The sequence below is a fragment of the Acetobacterium sp. K1/6 genome, assembly GCF_034438075.1.
Taxonomy (GTDB): domain Bacteria; phylum Bacillota; class Clostridia; order Eubacteriales; family Eubacteriaceae; genus Acetobacterium; species Acetobacterium carbinolicum.
The window spans coordinates 68,763-85,656 of sequence record NZ_JAXQGA010000013.1 but is presented as its reverse complement, the minus strand read 5'-3'; the positions used below and the strand labels follow the sequence as shown (position 1 = coordinate 85,656).

The 16,894-nt window shown below is 39.3% G+C and carries 14 protein-coding genes, 1 pseudogene and 1 CRISPR repeat array; of the genes and pseudogenes, 3 read left to right on the top strand and 12 right to left on the bottom strand.

What is annotated here, in order from left to right; genetic code table 11:
- Window positions 1–63: 63 nt before the first annotated feature.
- From U2P91_RS12375 to U2P91_RS12365, 3 genes are read right to left on the bottom strand one after another with little or no spacing between them, the layout of a single operon-like run.
- Window positions 64–1,053, bottom strand: coding sequence for an ABC transporter permease (locus tag U2P91_RS12375; RefSeq protein ID WP_322519744.1), 990 nt, complete (start codon window positions 1,051–1,053; stop codon window positions 64–66).
- Window positions 1,047–1,802, bottom strand: a complete 756-nt coding sequence (locus tag U2P91_RS12370) for an ABC transporter permease (RefSeq protein WP_322519743.1) — start codon at window positions 1,800–1,802, stop codon at window positions 1,047–1,049. Before U2P91_RS12370 ends, U2P91_RS12375 begins: the two co-directional genes overlap by 7 nt.
- 12 nt (window positions 1,803–1,814) lie before the next feature.
- The gene (locus U2P91_RS12365; protein ID WP_322519742.1) at window positions 1,815–2,753 is read right to left on the bottom strand and encodes an ABC transporter ATP-binding protein; all 939 of its coding nucleotides are present in this window, start codon (window positions 2,751–2,753) and stop codon (window positions 1,815–1,817) included.
- Window positions 2,754–3,332: 579 nt separating this feature from the next.
- On the opposite strand from U2P91_RS12365, the gene U2P91_RS12360 reads away from it, so the two are divergent.
- The gene (locus tag U2P91_RS12360) at window positions 3,333–3,764 is read left to right on the top strand and encodes a pyridoxamine 5'-phosphate oxidase family protein (protein ID WP_322519741.1); all 432 of its coding nucleotides are present in this window, start codon (window positions 3,333–3,335) and stop codon (window positions 3,762–3,764) included.
- A 761-nt stretch (window positions 3,765–4,525) separates the two neighbouring features.
- A CRISPR array of direct repeats spans window positions 4,526–7,341; the repeat unit is 32 nt; unit sequence ATTTCAATCCACGCTCCTGCGAGAGGAGCGAC.
- Between the two features lie 191 nt (window positions 7,342–7,532).
- On the opposite strand, the gene cas2 is transcribed toward U2P91_RS12360, so the two are convergent.
- The 8 genes and pseudogenes from cas2 to U2P91_RS17975 form a co-directional block, all read right to left on the bottom strand.
- Entirely contained in the window at window positions 7,533–7,826 is a 294-nt protein-coding gene (gene cas2, locus U2P91_RS12355; protein ID WP_322519740.1) for a CRISPR-associated endonuclease Cas2, read from the bottom strand.
- A 16-nt stretch (window positions 7,827–7,842) separates the two neighbouring features.
- On the bottom strand, window positions 7,843–8,871 hold the full coding sequence (gene cas1c, locus U2P91_RS12350) for a type I-C CRISPR-associated endonuclease Cas1c (protein ID WP_322519739.1): 1,029 nt from the start codon (window positions 8,869–8,871) through the stop codon (window positions 7,843–7,845).
- Between the two features lie 2 nt (window positions 8,872–8,873).
- On the bottom strand, window positions 8,874–9,554 hold the full coding sequence (gene cas4 / locus U2P91_RS12345) for a CRISPR-associated protein Cas4 (RefSeq protein ID WP_322519738.1): 681 nt from the start codon (window positions 9,552–9,554) through the stop codon (window positions 8,874–8,876).
- The gene (cas7c, locus tag U2P91_RS12340) at window positions 9,529–10,398 is read right to left on the bottom strand and encodes a type I-C CRISPR-associated protein Cas7/Csd2 (protein WP_322519737.1); all 870 of its coding nucleotides are present in this window, start codon (window positions 10,396–10,398) and stop codon (window positions 9,529–9,531) included. The genes cas4 and cas7c overlap by 26 nt, the downstream gene beginning before the upstream one ends.
- The gene (gene cas8c, locus U2P91_RS12335) at window positions 10,373–12,244 is read right to left on the bottom strand and encodes a type I-C CRISPR-associated protein Cas8c/Csd1 (RefSeq protein WP_322519736.1); all 1,872 of its coding nucleotides are present in this window, start codon (window positions 12,242–12,244) and stop codon (window positions 10,373–10,375) included. Before cas8c ends, cas7c begins: the two co-directional genes overlap by 26 nt.
- Complete coding sequence (gene cas5c / locus U2P91_RS12330) at window positions 12,241–12,981, bottom strand: type I-C CRISPR-associated protein Cas5c (protein ID WP_322519735.1); 741 nt, start codon at window positions 12,979–12,981, stop codon at window positions 12,241–12,243. The genes cas8c and cas5c overlap by 4 nt, the downstream gene beginning before the upstream one ends.
- A gap of 13 nt (window positions 12,982–12,994) precedes the next feature.
- Window positions 12,995–13,633, bottom strand: a complete 639-nt coding sequence (locus U2P91_RS12325) for a hypothetical protein (protein WP_322519734.1) — start codon at window positions 13,631–13,633, stop codon at window positions 12,995–12,997.
- Window positions 13,634–13,645: 12 nt separating this feature from the next.
- A pseudogene (locus U2P91_RS17975) lies at window positions 13,646–13,915 on the bottom strand (helicase-related protein); the annotation flags it as partial.
- Between the two features lies 1 nt (window position 13,916).
- On the opposite strand from U2P91_RS17975, the gene U2P91_RS12320 reads away from it, so the two are divergent.
- Both U2P91_RS12320 and U2P91_RS12315 read left to right on the top strand, forming a co-directional pair.
- On the top strand, window positions 13,917–14,201 hold the full coding sequence (locus tag U2P91_RS12320) for a transposase (protein ID WP_322519733.1): 285 nt from the start codon (window positions 13,917–13,919) through the stop codon (window positions 14,199–14,201).
- Complete coding sequence (locus U2P91_RS12315; RefSeq protein WP_322519757.1) at window positions 14,159–15,112, top strand: IS3 family transposase; 954 nt, start codon at window positions 14,159–14,161, stop codon at window positions 15,110–15,112. The genes U2P91_RS12320 and U2P91_RS12315 overlap by 43 nt, the downstream gene beginning before the upstream one ends.
- Here the strand turns inward: U2P91_RS12315 and U2P91_RS12310 are convergent.
- On the bottom strand, window positions 15,109–16,854 hold the full coding sequence (locus tag U2P91_RS12310; RefSeq protein WP_322519732.1) for a CRISPR-associated endonuclease Cas3'': 1,746 nt from the start codon (window positions 16,852–16,854) through the stop codon (window positions 15,109–15,111). The two genes, U2P91_RS12315 and U2P91_RS12310, sit on opposite strands and share 4 nt — an antisense overlap.
- Between the last annotated feature and the right edge of the window lie 40 nt (window positions 16,855–16,894).

Here is a 16,894-nt window from a genome sequence, read left to right as displayed (position 1 = left end):
TCAACTTATATATCATTTTACTTTTTAATAACCCCGCCGTCAAGACCGCATCAGAGCTACCGATTAACGGTAACGATAATCTTTGCGGGTGTTGACTATGGCAATGGCCAGAAAGACTCCCGATAAAACCACCACATAAACCAGTTGGTAATAGGTGCTCTGACTGAGGTCGCTTTTTTCCAGCGCATTGACAAAATTGATAAAGTCTTTTTGTGGTAGCAGGTGCAGCAATTTGTCAAACAAGGTGGCCTCTTTTGACAGCGAATAAAAAGAACCGGCCAGGATGGAAGTCAGGATGATGATGGCGGAGCCCAACATGTTGGCGGTATCGGCGACATCAAAGAAGGAATTCAGAAATAGCGCAAAGGCCGTGGAAAGCAATGCCAGAATGCCAATGAGCCCGGCATAAAGTGGCAGTGAAAAACCAATCTCGATCCCGATCAGGGCTGCTGCCCCCAAAACCAGAAAACTGGGTACGGCAATCATGAAAAAGATGAACATCCCCTGCCCGAGGATATAGTGAATAAACGGAATTGGCGACATGGCAATGCGCCTGATGAGATGCGTTTCCTTGTCCTCGGCAAAAAACCGGGCATAGAGCACTCCCTGAATGAGCAGAAACATCATCATAAAACCCAGAATATTGGTTCCGGTCTGTCGGGCCTGACTGGTGTCCGGGACAAAACCAGTCGGGTTCGCAAGCGCTGTTTCAACCATCGTTTTGAAAGCCGGATTTTTGATGGTGGTGATCGCATCGGTGCCATCTGCTGTGATCGTAATGACGGCATCATAGCGACTTTGCACCAATGCTGAAGTCGTCGGTGCCACGTCCAGAACCGTCACATTAAAATAAGGGTTCGCCATCAAGGCCGACTCGTGCTCCGATAATACCTGCTGATTGGGGACCACCAGGGCGATATTACCCTTTGTTTCGATGCGGGTTGTCAGCAGAATCGCGGCTGATATGGCCGCGATCATTAAAATCAACGAGATCACCAGATACATTTTTTCTTCCCAGAGTCGGTTACAATTGTTTTTAAATACTGCTAGCATATGCAATCCTCTTTTCTGAATGTTTTTGCACAAATAGTGAAAACGACAATGGTGGCCACAACCAGCCCCATTACCGTGGGATAGAACCAGGCATAATTGTGATCATAGATCATCGCAAAACTGGTATTGGCCAACCACTTAGCTGGTGACAGATAAGAAAGACTTCGCACCACCGCTCCGTAGCCATCCATGGGAAATAAAAGCCCTCCCAGAATGGCAAAGATATTGATAACAATACTGAGGATCTGATTGGCTGTGGCTTCGGTTTTAAAAATACAGCAAAACATCACGCCCAGACTCACCGAGAAGAGCTCCGTCAAAACCAAAAGAATTAACAATTGGGGAACGGCATCCACCTGGATCTTAAAAATCGCAAACGTCAATACCGCAACCGCAAGATGACAAAGCAAACAGAATAAAAATGATGAAAAGATCTTGGACAGGTAGATCAATCGTTCATTTCCCGGAGCGTAAATAATCCGCATGTTGGGTTTGCGGATCGTCACTTCCATAAAGGCATTGGCCGAGGTCATCCCGCTGGAAATAACCGTATAGATCATCAGGGTAATACCATAGTAATCAAAGGCGCTCACCGCCCCGCCGTAGCTGTCTTTTTGCAGGAAGCCCAACACGACAATCAGTAAAAATGGAAAAGCCAGATTGTAAAAAAGCCACATCGGATTTTTAAACAGGTTTTTGAAATCTTCCCGGCTGATTAAATAAAGGTTTCTTAAATTGATCGCAGTCATTATTTTTACCCCCTAATCTCTTAGACTTTTTCCGGTTAAACGGAGAAAGACATTTTCCAGACTGGCGGTTCGGCAGAACAGATTGCGGATTTTTGTCTTGCTGGTGATCACCAGCGCAATGATCTTATCCAGGTTCTCAATGTTCTTCAGGGTCGTAATGGTTAACGTTTGAGCCTGTTTTTCGACTTTCTTGATGCCTTCAATTTTATAGAATTCATCCACATTCAAGTCATGGTCTTCTTCAATTTCCATAATAAACTGCCGTTCATCAAAGATATCCTCTTTCAGACTTTCCTTGGTGCCTTCGGCAATGATCGTGCCACTGTCCATAATCAGAATTCGGGTGGAGATTTCTTCGACCTCTTCCATATAATGGGTAGTATAGAGAATGGTCATCCCATGCTGACTCAACTTTTTGATGGAGCTGAGGATATGATTCCGGGACTGGGGATCAATTCCTACTGTCGGCTCGTCCATGATCAACAGCTCCGGCTCATGGGCGATGGCACAGGCAATATTCAGCCGCCGTTTCATCCCGCCGGAAAAAGTTTTGGCCTTGTCTTTTCGGCTTTCCAGCAGACCCGAAAAATCCAACGCTTTAGTGACCTTTTCGTCAAGCTCACGACCTTTTAAGCCATAAAGGGATGCAAAAAAGCGAACATTCTGCTCGGCACTGAGATCCTCATAAATAGCCAGATCCTGGGGCACGACCCCCAGATTTCGCTTGAATTGGTTCAGACAACCGCTAATGTTTTTCCCCTGGTAGCACATCTCGCCACCATCATGGCCCAAAATACCGCATAGTATGTTGATGATTGTGCTTTTCCCGGCCCCATTGGGCCCCAGCAGACACAGAATCTCCCCCTTTTGGACTTCAAATGATATCTCCTTGACAACCTGCTTTTGATCATAGCTTTTTTTTAGTTTAATTACGGATACAATCGCGTTCATTTCTTTTTTTCCTTTCCTGTCATGTTCTTGTCTTTATTCTATCGGAAAACAAAAAAAAGAAAATCAACCGAAAGGTTGATTCTCAGGGTTGATTTGCGGGGTTTAGTTTCTCTTCCTCAGTGTGATCCTGAGTGGCCCTTTTGAAGTCGTTAATATAGTGTTTCACTTTCCCTCACCTTTAAAATAGTATGAAAAAGCTGTATTTCCGTGAGTTCAGTCAGTTTTGGCAAGAATTAATCTGTGAGTCGACACCATTACCAAACGGATGATTAACTGCCCTCAGACTGTTAAAACAAGCTTTCGGGCACCAACGTCAATCATCAGGTGTTGTTCTCCATGAGAAAGCAGATAAAAATTGGAAACCGCCATCTCCTAGTGCACCGTGAACGAGAAAATAATAGCATTTTTGTATTAACCTTATAAATAACAGAATTCGACAGAAAAATGCGTCCGATATCTGATATAATAAGATGTAAGGTTGAGTTTCCCAAACATTTTAATCAACTAGTTGAAATTTGTTTAATCAGTTAAAAGGAAGGGTTACCTGTTACTTCCTTCGAGCTGAAGAAAGGCGCTAAAATGTTAGCAAAACTAAAAAGTATTCTCCACGAAAACTCTCTTTGTGTTTTATGTACTGAAGCAGATGGAAAACCCTATTGCTCATTGATGACCTATCTCCTGATGGATGATCTCAGTGTTCTTTATCTAGTTTCCACCCGGGAATCCCGTAAGTATCAGAATCTTCTGACTAATCCCCGGGTTAGTGTCTTGGTTGATACCCGTCAGAAACTCGGCACTTCCGCTACAGAAAAGATCATCTCGATTACTTTTGAAGGATTATTCCAACCCCTGGCAAATTCTGAAGCCCAAAATATCAAGGCGAATTTAGTCAAGGATCATGGGGAACTAACAGAAATTTTCAATCATCCAGACGCTGTTGTCTTTGCTATAAAATTAAAGTCATTTTTACTTTTAGATGGACCAGTCGATTCCTACAAGGGGAGTTTATAAGCCCTTAAATCATTCTGCTATTCTATGATTATCGAATCCTCTTTTTGTCATGTTAATTTACAATGTGCATAAATTGCATATTGCTTTTTTTATCGACTTCGATTTTTAAATTCATTGTTGACATATCAACTGATTACTGACTAATGTCTTCCTTACAATTCAATCAACGAATCAATATATTCTACTCTGCCAGATTTTGATCTTGTCTTATATACAGAGTGTTCGTTTTCATATCAAAATCTCCATAAGGGCTTTAATTCGTTTCTCGTCGCCAAAGTTTTAGATATAGTCCAGCAAATAAGGGAACATTTTTGTCTTTTTTATCTAAAACAACGTTTGACTGCTTTGGTGGCCAGGCCCAGATCAGGGCGGTACCGGATACTCAGACGATCACAAATGGTAAGTTCCTTGTATTAAACAACGATTTTCCTGCCCGAATTGGTTTTGCCGGAATAAGGCTAAGAGAACACCAATCTTACTTGTTCCTAAAAACTAGGACACTATCTTTTTTAACCAGATGGCTTTCAGCTTCCCGACCTTGACCACTCTGTATAAATGTGTTCGGGGATGTTTTCACTTTCCACTTTTTTTATAAGAATCCGCCCGTCTTTTTCGATAAACAACGACTCGATTTTCTTCTGTTAGTTCGCTTTTTTTCGTTAATACTATGATTGTAATACTTGTATAGACCAATCGAACCAAAAGTCTAGTACACAAGATGAGCGACCAGCAGTAATGCCAAACATTGCCAAAATAGCACCATTTCAATCCACGCTCCTGCGAGAGGAGCGACTGCAGCCTTTAAAATCTGGCTGCGCCGCCTTGATATTTCAATCCACGCTCCTGCGAGAGGAGCGACGTGACCCGGATGATGCAGGACTACTCCATTATCTGATTTCAATCCACGCTCCTGCGAGAGGAGCGACCCAATGATCATTACAGTCCCCGCAGCGGATCATGATTTCAATCCACGCTCCTGCGAGAGGAGCGACCATTGCCATCACACCTCACCCCCTATCATATTTGATTTCAATCCACGCTCCTGCGAGAGGAGCGACAATCAACGTTCTTTCCCATTATCCGTACTTATCATTTCAATCCACGCTCCTGCGAGAGGAGCGACCCGTACCCAAAGAGACGTTTAACCAGACGAATAATATTTCAATCCACGCTCCTGCGAGAGGAGCGACTACCCCTGGTACTATTTGGTATCTGCGGGATATTATTTCAATCCACGCTCCTGCGAGAGGAGCGACGCGAAGTACCAGGAAGAAATCAAACAGATCAAACTATTTCAATCCACGCTCCTGCGAGAGGAGCGACTTTGATGCTAAATCATTCAACCCCCAAGCATTTGGATTTCAATCCACGCTCCTGCGAGAGGAGCGACCTGGGGGATAATTTCGGATCGGAGTATCTTTCGGATTTCAATCCACGCTCCTGCGAGAGGAGCGACAGCCATCGCTAAGGCTATCCGCAGCCATATGTAATTTCAATCCACGCTCCTGCGAGAGGAGCGACTATAAGCCTGGTATAATTTCCTTCACAGATTTAAATTTCAATCCACGCTCCTGCGAGAGGAGCGACAAGTCCGGTCTGGTTCCAATTGCTGCCTCAGTATCATTTCAATCCACGCTCCTGCGAGAGGAGCGACCCACAACGCCCGTTCATGCGGATCTAAATCACAATTTCAATCCACGCTCCTGCGAGAGGAGCGACGTGAGCGCCATTCGTGACATCCACATCCTCAAACAATTTCAATCCACGCTCCTGCGAGAGGAGCGACTGGGTTGATGGGCAGTTTTTTTTGGACATTTCGGAATTTCAATCCACGCTCCTGCGAGAGGAGCGACGGTGGAAAAGGGTCGTTGCCATAACTGTCTTTGATTTCAATCCACGCTCCTGCGAGAGGAGCGACGGTATGACCGGAACAATGAGCGCAAAAGTAACCGGCATTTCAATCCACGCTCCTGCGAGAGGAGCGACCGGGTTGATTCAGACGATGCTTGCTACACATTACAAATTTCAATCCACGCTCCTGCGAGAGGAGCGACAAAACAGAAACTGGAAGCCATGAAGATATTTCTCATTTCAATCCACGCTCCTGCGAGAGGAGCGACGTAGACGTTCAATTAATCCATGATTTCAAAAGTCAGGATTTCAATCCACGCTCCTGCGAGAGGAGCGACATTAACTGAAAATACTTGAACATCTTGATCTATTATTTCAATCCACGCTCCTGCGAGAGGAGCGACTGATATGGCCCGCCTTGCTGAATCGGTAAAAACCCATTTCAATCCACGCTCCTGCGAGAGGAGCGACAACCCATTATCACGTAAACAAATTACAGGTAGATATTTCAATCCACGCTCCTGCGAGAGGAGCGACCCCATAAAGGCAATGATATTATAAAAATCAAAGGATTTCAATCCACGCTCCTGCGAGAGGAGCGACATATTAACAGCGCGACTTCCGATCCAACCGACAAAATTTCAATCCACGCTCCTGCGAGAGGAGCGACGTCAAGCCTGGATGCTAACAATGTTAAAAGCTAAAATTTCAATCCACGCTCCTGCGAGAGGAGCGACTTTCATAGAAACTTTTTACCATGATCACAATGTATTTCAATCCACGCTCCTGCGAGAGGAGCGACACGCGGCCAGCAAGGCATTTTTAGACGAAAACGAATTTCAATCCACGCTCCTGCGAGAGGAGCGACGCCGGAAGATTTAGATATTATTGATGGCATCGGAATTTCAATCCACGCTCCTGCGAGAGGAGCGACAATAAAAGAATTAAATGAAACAATTGAAATTCTAATTTCAATCCACGCTCCTGCGAGAGGAGCGACCAGGTTGAATCAGAACCGGCAGCACCGATTATCTGATTTCAATCCACGCTCCTGCGAGAGGAGCGACAATTATCATGGACAAATCAAACAAGATGCTGGATATTTCAATCCACGCTCCTGCGAGAGGAGCGACAGTATCGTGAGATCTTTGGCAAGAACGAGCGTGATTTCAATCCACGCTCCTGCGAGAGGAGCGACAATTATCGATCACAATTAATTTAATTCTAACTTATTTCAATCCACGCTCCTGCGAGAGGAGCGACCGAATTCCCGCTAATAGACAAAATGATGACCAAAATTTCAATCCACGCTCCTGCGAGAGGAGCGACAACATAAACGCAGTAGTAGATTATTTAAATAAATTTCAATCCACGCTCCTGCGAGAGGAGCGACCTGGTTTTGAAGATGTAGCTATTAAGTATTTGGGATTTCAATCCACGCTCCTGCGAGAGGAGCGACAAATGCAAGAAATGTGTACTTCATCAAATTCTGGATTTCAATCCACGCTCCTGCGAGAGGAGCGACAATCATTCCTTCAGGTAGCGGGATCGGGTCTAATGTTATTTCAATCCACGCTCCTGCGAGAGGAGCGACCCCATTCGTAGTCATCAACTAAAATCCTACCAAGATTTCAATCCACGCTCCTGCGAGAGGAGCGACCTGGGAATTATCAGAAAAATATGGCGTTCCTTTTATTTCAATCCACGCTCCTGCGAGAGGAGCGACTGCATTTAAAATGCGAAATTAAACTATTTTTATGCGATGTTCATAAAAATCTACTATTGTGCTACTTTTTTTAATTTAAAAGGTATTTATAACATTTTTACTACTTCTTCATCTTGTAAAATCGACTAGTTTTCGCTGTTAGATTCCGACTCGCATTTATTCCATAATATCTCCTCCTATCAAGCAATAATTCATAGAATAAACACATCTTTTTCAGGATCATAAGTATTATTTTTTCCTATCATTTCTACTCTCCCCTGCCAGTTCTTACCTAATCGATAAAATCGCAAACTATCCCGTTCATGATCAATAATTTGAGATAGTTGATGTTTTATCTCCACGTACATAGCAGGCTCAATATTACATTCGAAAACAGAGTTTTGAACACGTTGTCCATAATTAACACAAACCTTTGAAACTTGTCTCAGACGCTTTTTCCCATCTCCAGTTACCGTACTTACATCATAAGTGATCAAAATCATCATAATAATTTCACCATACTTAAATTAAAAATGGTGGGTACTCGTCGAGATCACCTCTAATATATCTTGCCAGTAATTGCGCCTGAGCATATGGTATTAAGCCAATCATAATCTTTTCCTTCAAAAAGGGATGGGTTATTTCTTCTCTTTTTCTATCTTGCCACGCAGTCAAAATAATTTTCCGCCCATCATCGTCCATAATAACACTTCCATTTTCTTTCTTAATAAAATTCCCCTTGGCAACCTGCTTTTTATTAATCATTGTAATTACAAAGCGATCTACCATGTAACTTCTCAATTCTTCGATCACATCCAAAGCCAGGCTGGCTCTACCCGGACGATCGGTATGAAAAAAACCAACATAGCTGTCTAGACCAACAGATTCCAAGGCTGATTGAATTTCATAAGTTAGTATACTATACAAATAAGATAATAAAGCATTAACATTATCCATGGGCGGACGTTTGTTTCGTCCATTAAAATAGAAATCTTCTTTTTGTTGGAGTATCATTTCGTCGAAGCAGCTAAAATACTTTCGGGCCCCTTCTCCCTCGATTCCTCTTAAGGTATCTTTGTTTTGAATTGTCTCAATGCTTTTTATTTTACTGAGCAAATCCTCACAAACTGAATTAATTTTATTAACATCCACTTTTTCTCCATGGTCGCGAATAACTCGTTTTAACACTTTTCTCGAGTTTATCATTTTACCGGCAATAAACTGTTTGGCTAATTCAAGTGAAATATCTTCATTATCCGCATAGCGATATTGCGTTCTTCTTAAATACACATTACCGTTTGTTTTTCCAGTAAATCGTCCGCATAATCGACCCGTAGGTGTTAAAAAAGTGATCGAAATATTGTTTTCATTGCATAAACGCATTGTTCCCGGACTAACCCCATTATAATTGAAGCAAATAATTCCTTCTAGAATATGGATAGGTAAGCGTTTAATTTCCTTATCATCTTTTTTGATTACGATATTTTCACCATCTTTTGAAAGATAACATAATTCGTCAGTAATATAAAGCGTATTCAACAATTTTCTCATCACTATTCCTCTTCTTCTATACGGTTCTTTATATAATTTTTTACATTGACTTTTTTCTTTGTCATTCGCGGCAAACAAAGGTCGTATAAGGAACATCGTGAGCAACTTTTGTAGTTCTCCGCTTGAGACGTCTCATGTTTTTCAAAAAATTGATGCATAGATTCCGATAACTCATAAACTAAATCTCTCAGTTTTAGCGTAATCTCAACCTTCTGTCTCTTTTTAATTTTATCATAGAATAAATAAGAATACTTAATTTCACAACCCAAACCCTCTTCTAAACAAATCACTTCGGCCACAAGTTGAACAATATCACGCTGGTCTTTTTTCTCTTTACCTCTTTTGTATTCAATAATGATCGGTTCCCAAAGGCCTTCACGCCCTTTAACAGGGATACCAGTCGAACTTTTATGAAACTCAACCATATCTAATATTCCAGAAAAACCCAATGTTTTTGAAACGACCGGTATTCCTCTAGAATAAAACACATCTTTTCTAGTTTCATTAAGAAGTGGATTATCAACTTTTTCATGGAGATATTCACCTTCCTTTGTTGCCTGGTTATCCGCCCATATATTTTCAATATGAATCAAACACCATTGACGTTTGCAAAAATAAAAATGTTGGATTCCTGAAAGCATCAAATAGTCTTCTTCGTTATATTCCTTCGATAATTTCTGCATTGACTCCCTTCTCCCGATATTCTTTCATAGTTTTTTCATTTAGACCAATCATATAATCATCAAATTTATGCGGAATATCAATACCATCTTTGAGAGAGAACTCAATCAAGTCATGAATTTTTGAACTGGAAACATCTCCTGTTTTACTTTTATGTGTAACCCAGTATATATTTTTTACTACCATACTTCCATCAGGGCGCGCCGAAGACACATCATTGACAAACAACGTTCGCAAAGCTTCCTTGATATCTTCAGCGTCGCCATCGCTAAAACCTGTTTTCTCTGCAAAAAAAGTATTGATGCTTCCTTTGATAATATAGACACCATATTCGACAAAATGCTTTGTTCCCATGGTATCTGAAGCTTTTTTGCCATCTGTTTCTTGACCGTTTGTGCTACGTGTAATTTGTATCGAACGAATATCAATAGGGTCGATACTTTTTGCCAAACTGATGGATACAGGACCTCGTATTCCTATGGAACGGCTGTTAAATGTCATAACTTGTCCGAAACTTCTGACATCCATCCATTTTTCGCAAGCCATTTTTGATATGCCTTTATCTGTAAATTTCTTTTCTTCTTTGCCTGTACCAAATACATTTTCGTATCGTTTTTGTAAAGACAAGAATCCATCATCACTGCGATCATTTGATTTTACAAAAATTTCTTTTCCATTATCCTGGAGTCTGTTTCGGATTTTTCTTTTAATGCATACATCGCTAATTTCTCCGTATCCGTTATAATCTTCTCTGGGCATATTTCCATTTAGTGGATCACCGTTCGGGTTAGCACCCTTGACTTCTAAAACAACCATAAAATCAATTTTTTTGCTTAATAAGCTCATCAGTACATTCCTCCTCATTTGTTTGAATTTCTTTTTTAGTATAAAAATCTTTCCTTTGGTGATAATAACCCAACACGAAATTTTCGTTTAGTTTTTTATTGTTATCTGCCATAGGTTCCAACTCATTAATGATCTCACTTACCAGTTTTTTGTAATACCCACCTTTTTTTGTTTTGGAAAGCTTACCATAATATGGCATGAGCTTTTCTTCCAGGAGCATCCACGTCGTTGCTGGTCTGCGAGTAAAAACAGACCATAACCTTTCAGCATTCGTTAAGCGACTTTCATTATCTCCATAAGTATCTCTTTCAACTTTTTCCGCTACCGCTAAAAGACGACCATACAGATAACTCCGATCTAAATTTTGCTTATCAAGCATTATACTAACCTCCTCGTGGTTCGGATTGCCATAGTCTGCGTTGCATTTTTTTATAAGTGCACAGGCTGCCGACAAAATATTATTCCAATTATTTTTATAAGACATTCTATGACTCGCATTTTCAACCATTTTTCTTTTAATATCTCTTGGGAAGGGCTTCTGATCAATGATACAAGGAAGTAAACGTTCGATCGTCGATTTTTTCAACTTACTATTACATATCATTTTTCCACTATTTTCTGTCCCATAAGTGAGCTCTGTCAGCCGGTATAAAGGAAATGCTTTTTCAATGAAGCCTTTTACTTCATAACTGTAGGCACTCCAACTCATGGTTTGATACCAGTATGTAACCCTTTCATATAAATCAGATTTGCTTAGTTCCCTGAAATATTTGACTGAGATTCTACCATTACTTATTTTGTCTAATATCAGCACATAGTATTGATTATTTTCACAAAGCTGATTACTCTCGCCTAATATAAAATTGCTTGCTATTTTTGTCGATGTATTGATATCATATTCGTCAAGGATATTCAGGTTTTCTTCATTGCCGATATCGTCAGAGAACCAATTGATTAAATATGAATTTTCGCCAATAAATCGATTCGTCTTTGGATTATCCATCAGGTACTTTAACATATTATGAATTTTTTGAGAAGTTTCATACCCAATACAAATCACTTCATTGCCATCTTTAAATCGTCCGTAATAAGTCCATTTATTATTACTGGTACCAATCATTTTTGAAGTACCTAGTAAGCTACGGTGTTTAGATGTACAATATTGAAGCTTATTGGAGATATCACAAATTGACTGTTCTTTGTTTTTTAACATTTCTCTTTGATAGGCTTCATAATTCTGGTGCAATTTTACACATTTTGTTACTGTAATAGTTTTTTCGAGTTCTAGTTTAAAAGTGATAAATGTTTTCTCAAGATCGACTACTATTTTATCTTCTTTACCATTTTTTTCTTCGTAATAGGTTAGTTTGTATTTTTCCAATACTGGATTCTTTCCATGATAAATTGAACTCATTATATTTCCCATTACAGAGGATTTATTCATATAGTTTCTGATAATCAATAATTCCCGACAGGGATTGTTGTTTATGCTGTATTCATACCAGCCTTCTAAAACGCCTAAGTAATCCTGATGATTTTTTTCATCTAGCTTTGAAAGATATTTGAATGAGTCACATAATGGATGTGGTGCAGGTCCTGATGATCTAGTAAGCGAATCTTCTGTAATTGGAAAAATAATCCAACTATCTTTCGGAAGATACTGAGCATCAATAAATTCCGAGTCTTCATTTATGGTAATCTCGATAATATCATTTCCATTTGATCGCTTATTGGTATGAAAAAGTGGTAGTAGAACCGTTTCAGAATCAATTCCTTTGCAATTATCCACTAGCTCATTTTCCAAACACCGATTATATGTTTCATACAATCGATTCAAAAGACTCATTTTTTATCCCCCCAGTCATATTCCTCATCGACCATCGTCATTTCATGTTCTCCAAAAACTTTCATCTCCTGCTGATGCAATTGATGCGTAATTTCGCATTCATCAGGTCGACAAAACCTGATGATCCCATCTTTCATCACGGTGTTTGAAAAGTTTGAACTTAAATGATTATATGTGTTATCATTATGCCCTTCATCTGGATAAACAAAAGAATGAAACATCATTCCAAAAGACAAATACCTGCCGTTGTAACCGGATTCTAATGAATTGTAAATTTCTTCATTAATTCTCTCGACATAACCCATACATTCCCGAGTGCCGATAAAAATATCCCGGCGACCACCTTTATTGATGCTACGCAACATAATTTCCTGATGCTTTACTTCTTGTCGATCAGACTTTAAATCGATTCTGTTTTCGTTCCACTCAAAATACACCTTCACCAGATACTCGACATTTTTAAGATAAGTATAATAGTTTAGATCATTCCCATCTGATTTTAAACTTCTAATGCCTTTGGTTTCGGTTTGAATTGTTTCCATAACTTTTACCTCATCAATATACCAGATCAAAGTTGGTTTCCAATAAATGCATTCTGTAATACCTTTTAAAGCCTGGTATGTAGGAACTTGGTAGGTAAACTTTTCACCCCCTCCTTTACTCATCGGATCTGTAAACAATGCATACTCGCCATTTAGTTTATAATAAAATGGTTTGGATTGAAATTTTCTTTCCAAGATACCACCTCCTTTAAATCACAAAATTTTCTGCCGGGTAATTCCCTTCCAGCACGACTCCAATTGTCCTATCATAATTTGCTTCATCCAATATAAACGCAATTGCTTCGCCATCATAATTCTGGTATATTGAACAAGCATTTTTAAACTCATCCAGATTATAGACATTGACAGTATAACTTTGTAACTGGCGCAATGTTTTTTTTATTGTCCGATAATCGGAATTTTGATTGGCTTCGTTTAATTTGGTCAGCAAAGCTTCATTTTTATAAGGAACGATAATTCCCTGGGTTTGGTTGTCGATTAAATTAAAAGCATTTGCGGCACTCTTAAATGCCTGCCGCAACTGTCTTTGAAATGGCTTTCCAGAATTGGCACGATATTCATTTGCAGATAATTTATTATCACTTAACCATTCGAGAATATTAGTTCCATCTTTACCGACAGCATAAACCATAGCGGTGTTTTTATCATCATAATATTTTTGGTAATAGATCTGTTGAAGAATGTCCATGTTTAGATCTCCTTCACCATGTTTTTTTCTATAAGTGCGCAACGCTCCCTGGCACGAATCAACAGTAGCCTTGATGTCCTGCAACATTTTCAGATTCTCTTCAGCGTAATTGATTAGATATACCAAGCCCTTTTCCAATCGATTTTCCCGATTGCATCGGCCAGCCGCTTGTATGATCGAATCGATTCCAGCCAGCGAGCGGATTACTGTATTAAAATCGATGTCGACACCGGCTTCGATCAACTGAGTGCTGATACAAATAATTTTTTCGCCTCTCTTCAATGATAGTTTCAAGTCTCTGATTACCTCTAATCGGTGACTTGTGGTGCTAGAATAAAAATAGTACAAGTCGAAATGAGAAAATCCAAAATTAATAAAAACATGGTACGATAAAATAATTGTACTGAAGGAGGATCTCATTATGGCTAAACAACATGATAAACAATTCAAACTGGATGCAGTCCGGTACTATGAAGAACACAAGGAACTCGGTATGCGTGGCTGCGCTGAAAATCTCGGCATTGGTTGCAGCACACTGGGGAAATGGAGCAGGGAACTTCAAAACACCGGTAATATTGAAAGTCGTGGCTCGGGCAATTATGCATCCGATGAAAGTAAAGAAATTGCCCGATTAAAACGGGAGTTACGTGATACTCAAGATGCATTGGATGTCTTAAAAAAGGCTATCGGCATTCTGGGAAAATAACCGAAACAATTTATGTTGAGGTTACCAAAAAGGCGGAAGCAGCTCGACAAGAGAAGCGCCCGGTTTCCGTCTCCGGAATGCTGCAAAAATTGGGTGTATCACGAACCGGGTATCGTTCGTGGGTCAACAGAAAACCATCGAATACCCAAAAACGGCAGGAAGTCATCAAATCCAAAATTAGGACCATTTATAATGATTCAAAGCAAAACTATGGCGCTCCGAAAATCGCTAAAAAGCTGAAACAGAGCGGTGAAATAATCGCCGAGCGGACTGTTGGTAAATACATGAAAGAAATGGGAATCAAGGCCCAGTGGATCAAACCCTATACAATCACGACTAAAGATTCTGACTTCAGTAAAAAACTCAGAAATATTCTTGACGAACAATTTAATCCTGAACGCCCTAATGCTGTTTGGTGCAGCGATATCACTTATATTTGGACAATGGACGGATTTTTTTATCTAACCAGTATCATGGATTTGTACTCTCGAAAAATCATTGCCTGGACACTGTCAAAAACGATGAAAGTTTCCTGTGTAATCGACACCGTCAATAAAGCTAAAAGCCGCCGAAAAATTGATGCGCCCCTGATTATTCACAGTGACCGCGGCAGTCAGTATGTTTCAAAAGAATATCAGAAAGCAACGGCAAAAATGCAGCGAAGTTATTCCAAAAAGGCCTATCCCTGGGATAATGCCTGCATTGAATCTTTTCATGCCATCATTAAACGTGAATGGCTCAATCGCTTTAAAATCTTTGATTATAACCATGCTTACCGGCTGATCTTTGAGTATCTGGAAACCTTTTATAATACAACGCGTATCCATAGTCATTGCAATTATATGTCGCCGGATAATTTTGAAAAACTCTTTACTAAAATGCAAAACGAAAATTTGCCAATAGCAGGTTAAAATGATTGTGTGTAAATTCTCATTTTAATTTGTACTAAATCTTGACATAGGACCATTGCACACATGTTTGTGGATAAATATACCAGTCTCCCATCAAATATTTTTGACGCGTCTTCGTATAAAGCCTTAACCGCTTTTTTTGTATTTAGAACGATTAACACATTATCGTATTTATCAACGCAATCCATAACCAGTGACCGCAAGTCAGTGGTACTCATAATGTCAGTCGCATTTTTTCCGGTTTTATTTATAAAATCAACTCTCTCAAAAAGCTGTTTTTGTTTTTTATTTAAACTGATGAGATCTTTATCAACACTATCCTTATTTCCATACCTTATTTTATAATCAATACTTTCGTCATCCAATAACGGCTGAGTAGCCGAACACAGAACAATATTACAGTTCATCACCGTTTTTAAAAAATTAGCCATTAAATTAAAATTATAAACTGCTTTTATTGGCAAACTTTGAATTTCATCAAAAATAATGACCGCGTTTTTTAATTGATTGAAACGGCGCAGATTATTTGATTTACCTTTGAATAAGGTGTTGAACAATTGAACCATAGTCGTTAATACGACTGGCTGCTCCCAGCTGTCTTCGAGATACTGTTGCCACATAAACTTTGGCTGATCATCCTCGTTTTCATTTCCTTCACCATAGTCTTTAACAATATTAGAATGATGTTCCAATACAAAATCATCATTATTGATTACCCGTTTAATTTCTCCCGCATTCTGTTCTAATACTGACAAATATGCAGTAATATAAAAAATGCGATCTTTCTTAAATTGTTTTGCATTATTAATTGCGTATCTCAGAGTTGTCAGGGTTTTCCCCCCACCAGTTGGCACTTCCATGGTAAAGATTCCCATTTCGTTTTTTGTCGAAATATTTTTTGCGTCTTCTGATATTTGACTTCTAATTTTCGAAAGCTCTGATTGCTCGTGTTTTGCAAATTCTGAATACACCTTTTCGATATTTATATGAGCATTATTAAAAAAAACTTCATATTCTCTGGCACAAATTTCCTTAATTAACTCCGGTTGTTCAACCGCAATTGAGTCATTAATATCCGCATTTTTTAAAAAAGAAAGAATTAATCGCACTAGACAGCCCGCATAGAAAATCTTTATTTTTTTCTGTTCTTTTTTCGAATCCACACTTTTTACTAGACCATCAAACTTCTCATTCATAATCGAACAAATCTCAACATAACTTTTTATGACAATTTCTTCAATTGAATCGTAGCCTCTTTTAATTAAGTACATTTCAAGTTCTTGGAGGCAGGGCAGTATTTCCCGTTCATAGTTATTGTCTGTTACTGCATAATTTAAACGAACAAGAAAATTGTCAGCAGCATCCTTTTCGTTGATCACATCCATCAGACCATGATGAGCAAAGATTGTATAGCAAGTTATTTCTTTAAATAAATCAATCTGGTCATAACGAGTGGATTCACTGTTTTTTATTGTTTCACAAATATCTGAAATAGCTTTTCCACCTGCTGAAGAATGGACGACATGAGCTTGCGTATCTTTGGTGATGTATTCATAAAATGCTGATTGTGCTTTTCCCAAATCATGCAGTATTCCTACCAAAAATAAAGTGCTTTCTAAACCATATGGTTTGGCATCTTTTGATGCATTGATGGCGACATTAAACAAATGATCTTCCAGCATTTGATAACATATTTCTCCTGAAACAACGCTTTTATGTGCGACTGCTTTACTTAATTCCAATGTGAATTTCCTTTCTTTTCAAACTTATTTAATTTCCGCT

Bases quoted from the DNA above. Each gene is read 5' to 3' on its own strand.
- U2P91_RS12375 (WP_322519744.1), bottom strand. From the start codon at position 1,053: ATGCTAGCAGTATTTAAAAACAATTGTAACCGACTCTGGGAAGAAAAA.
- U2P91_RS12370 (WP_322519743.1), bottom strand. From the start codon at position 1,802: ATGACTGCGATCAATTTAAGAAACCTTTATTTAATCAGCCGGGAAGAT.
- U2P91_RS12365 (WP_322519742.1), bottom strand. From the start codon at position 2,753: ATGAACGCGATTGTATCCGTAATTAAACTAAAAAAAAGCTATGATCAA.
- U2P91_RS12360 (WP_322519741.1), top strand. From the start codon at position 3,333: ATGTTAGCAAAACTAAAAAGTATTCTCCACGAAAACTCTCTTTGTGTT.
- cas2 (WP_322519740.1), bottom strand. From the start codon at position 7,826: ATGATGATTTTGATCACTTATGATGTAAGTACGGTAACTGGAGATGGG.
- cas1c (WP_322519739.1), bottom strand. From the start codon at position 8,871: ATGAGAAAATTGTTGAATACGCTTTATATTACTGACGAATTATGTTAT.
- cas4 (WP_322519738.1), bottom strand. From the start codon at position 9,554: ATGCAGAAATTATCGAAGGAATATAACGAAGAAGACTATTTGATGCTT.
- cas7c (WP_322519737.1), bottom strand. From the start codon at position 10,398: ATGAGCTTATTAAGCAAAAAAATTGATTTTATGGTTGTTTTAGAAGTC.
- cas8c (WP_322519736.1), bottom strand. From the start codon at position 12,244: ATGAGTCTTTTGAATCGATTGTATGAAACATATAATCGGTGTTTGGAA.
- U2P91_RS12320 (WP_322519733.1), top strand. From the start codon at position 13,917: ATGGCTAAACAACATGATAAACAATTCAAACTGGATGCAGTCCGGTAC.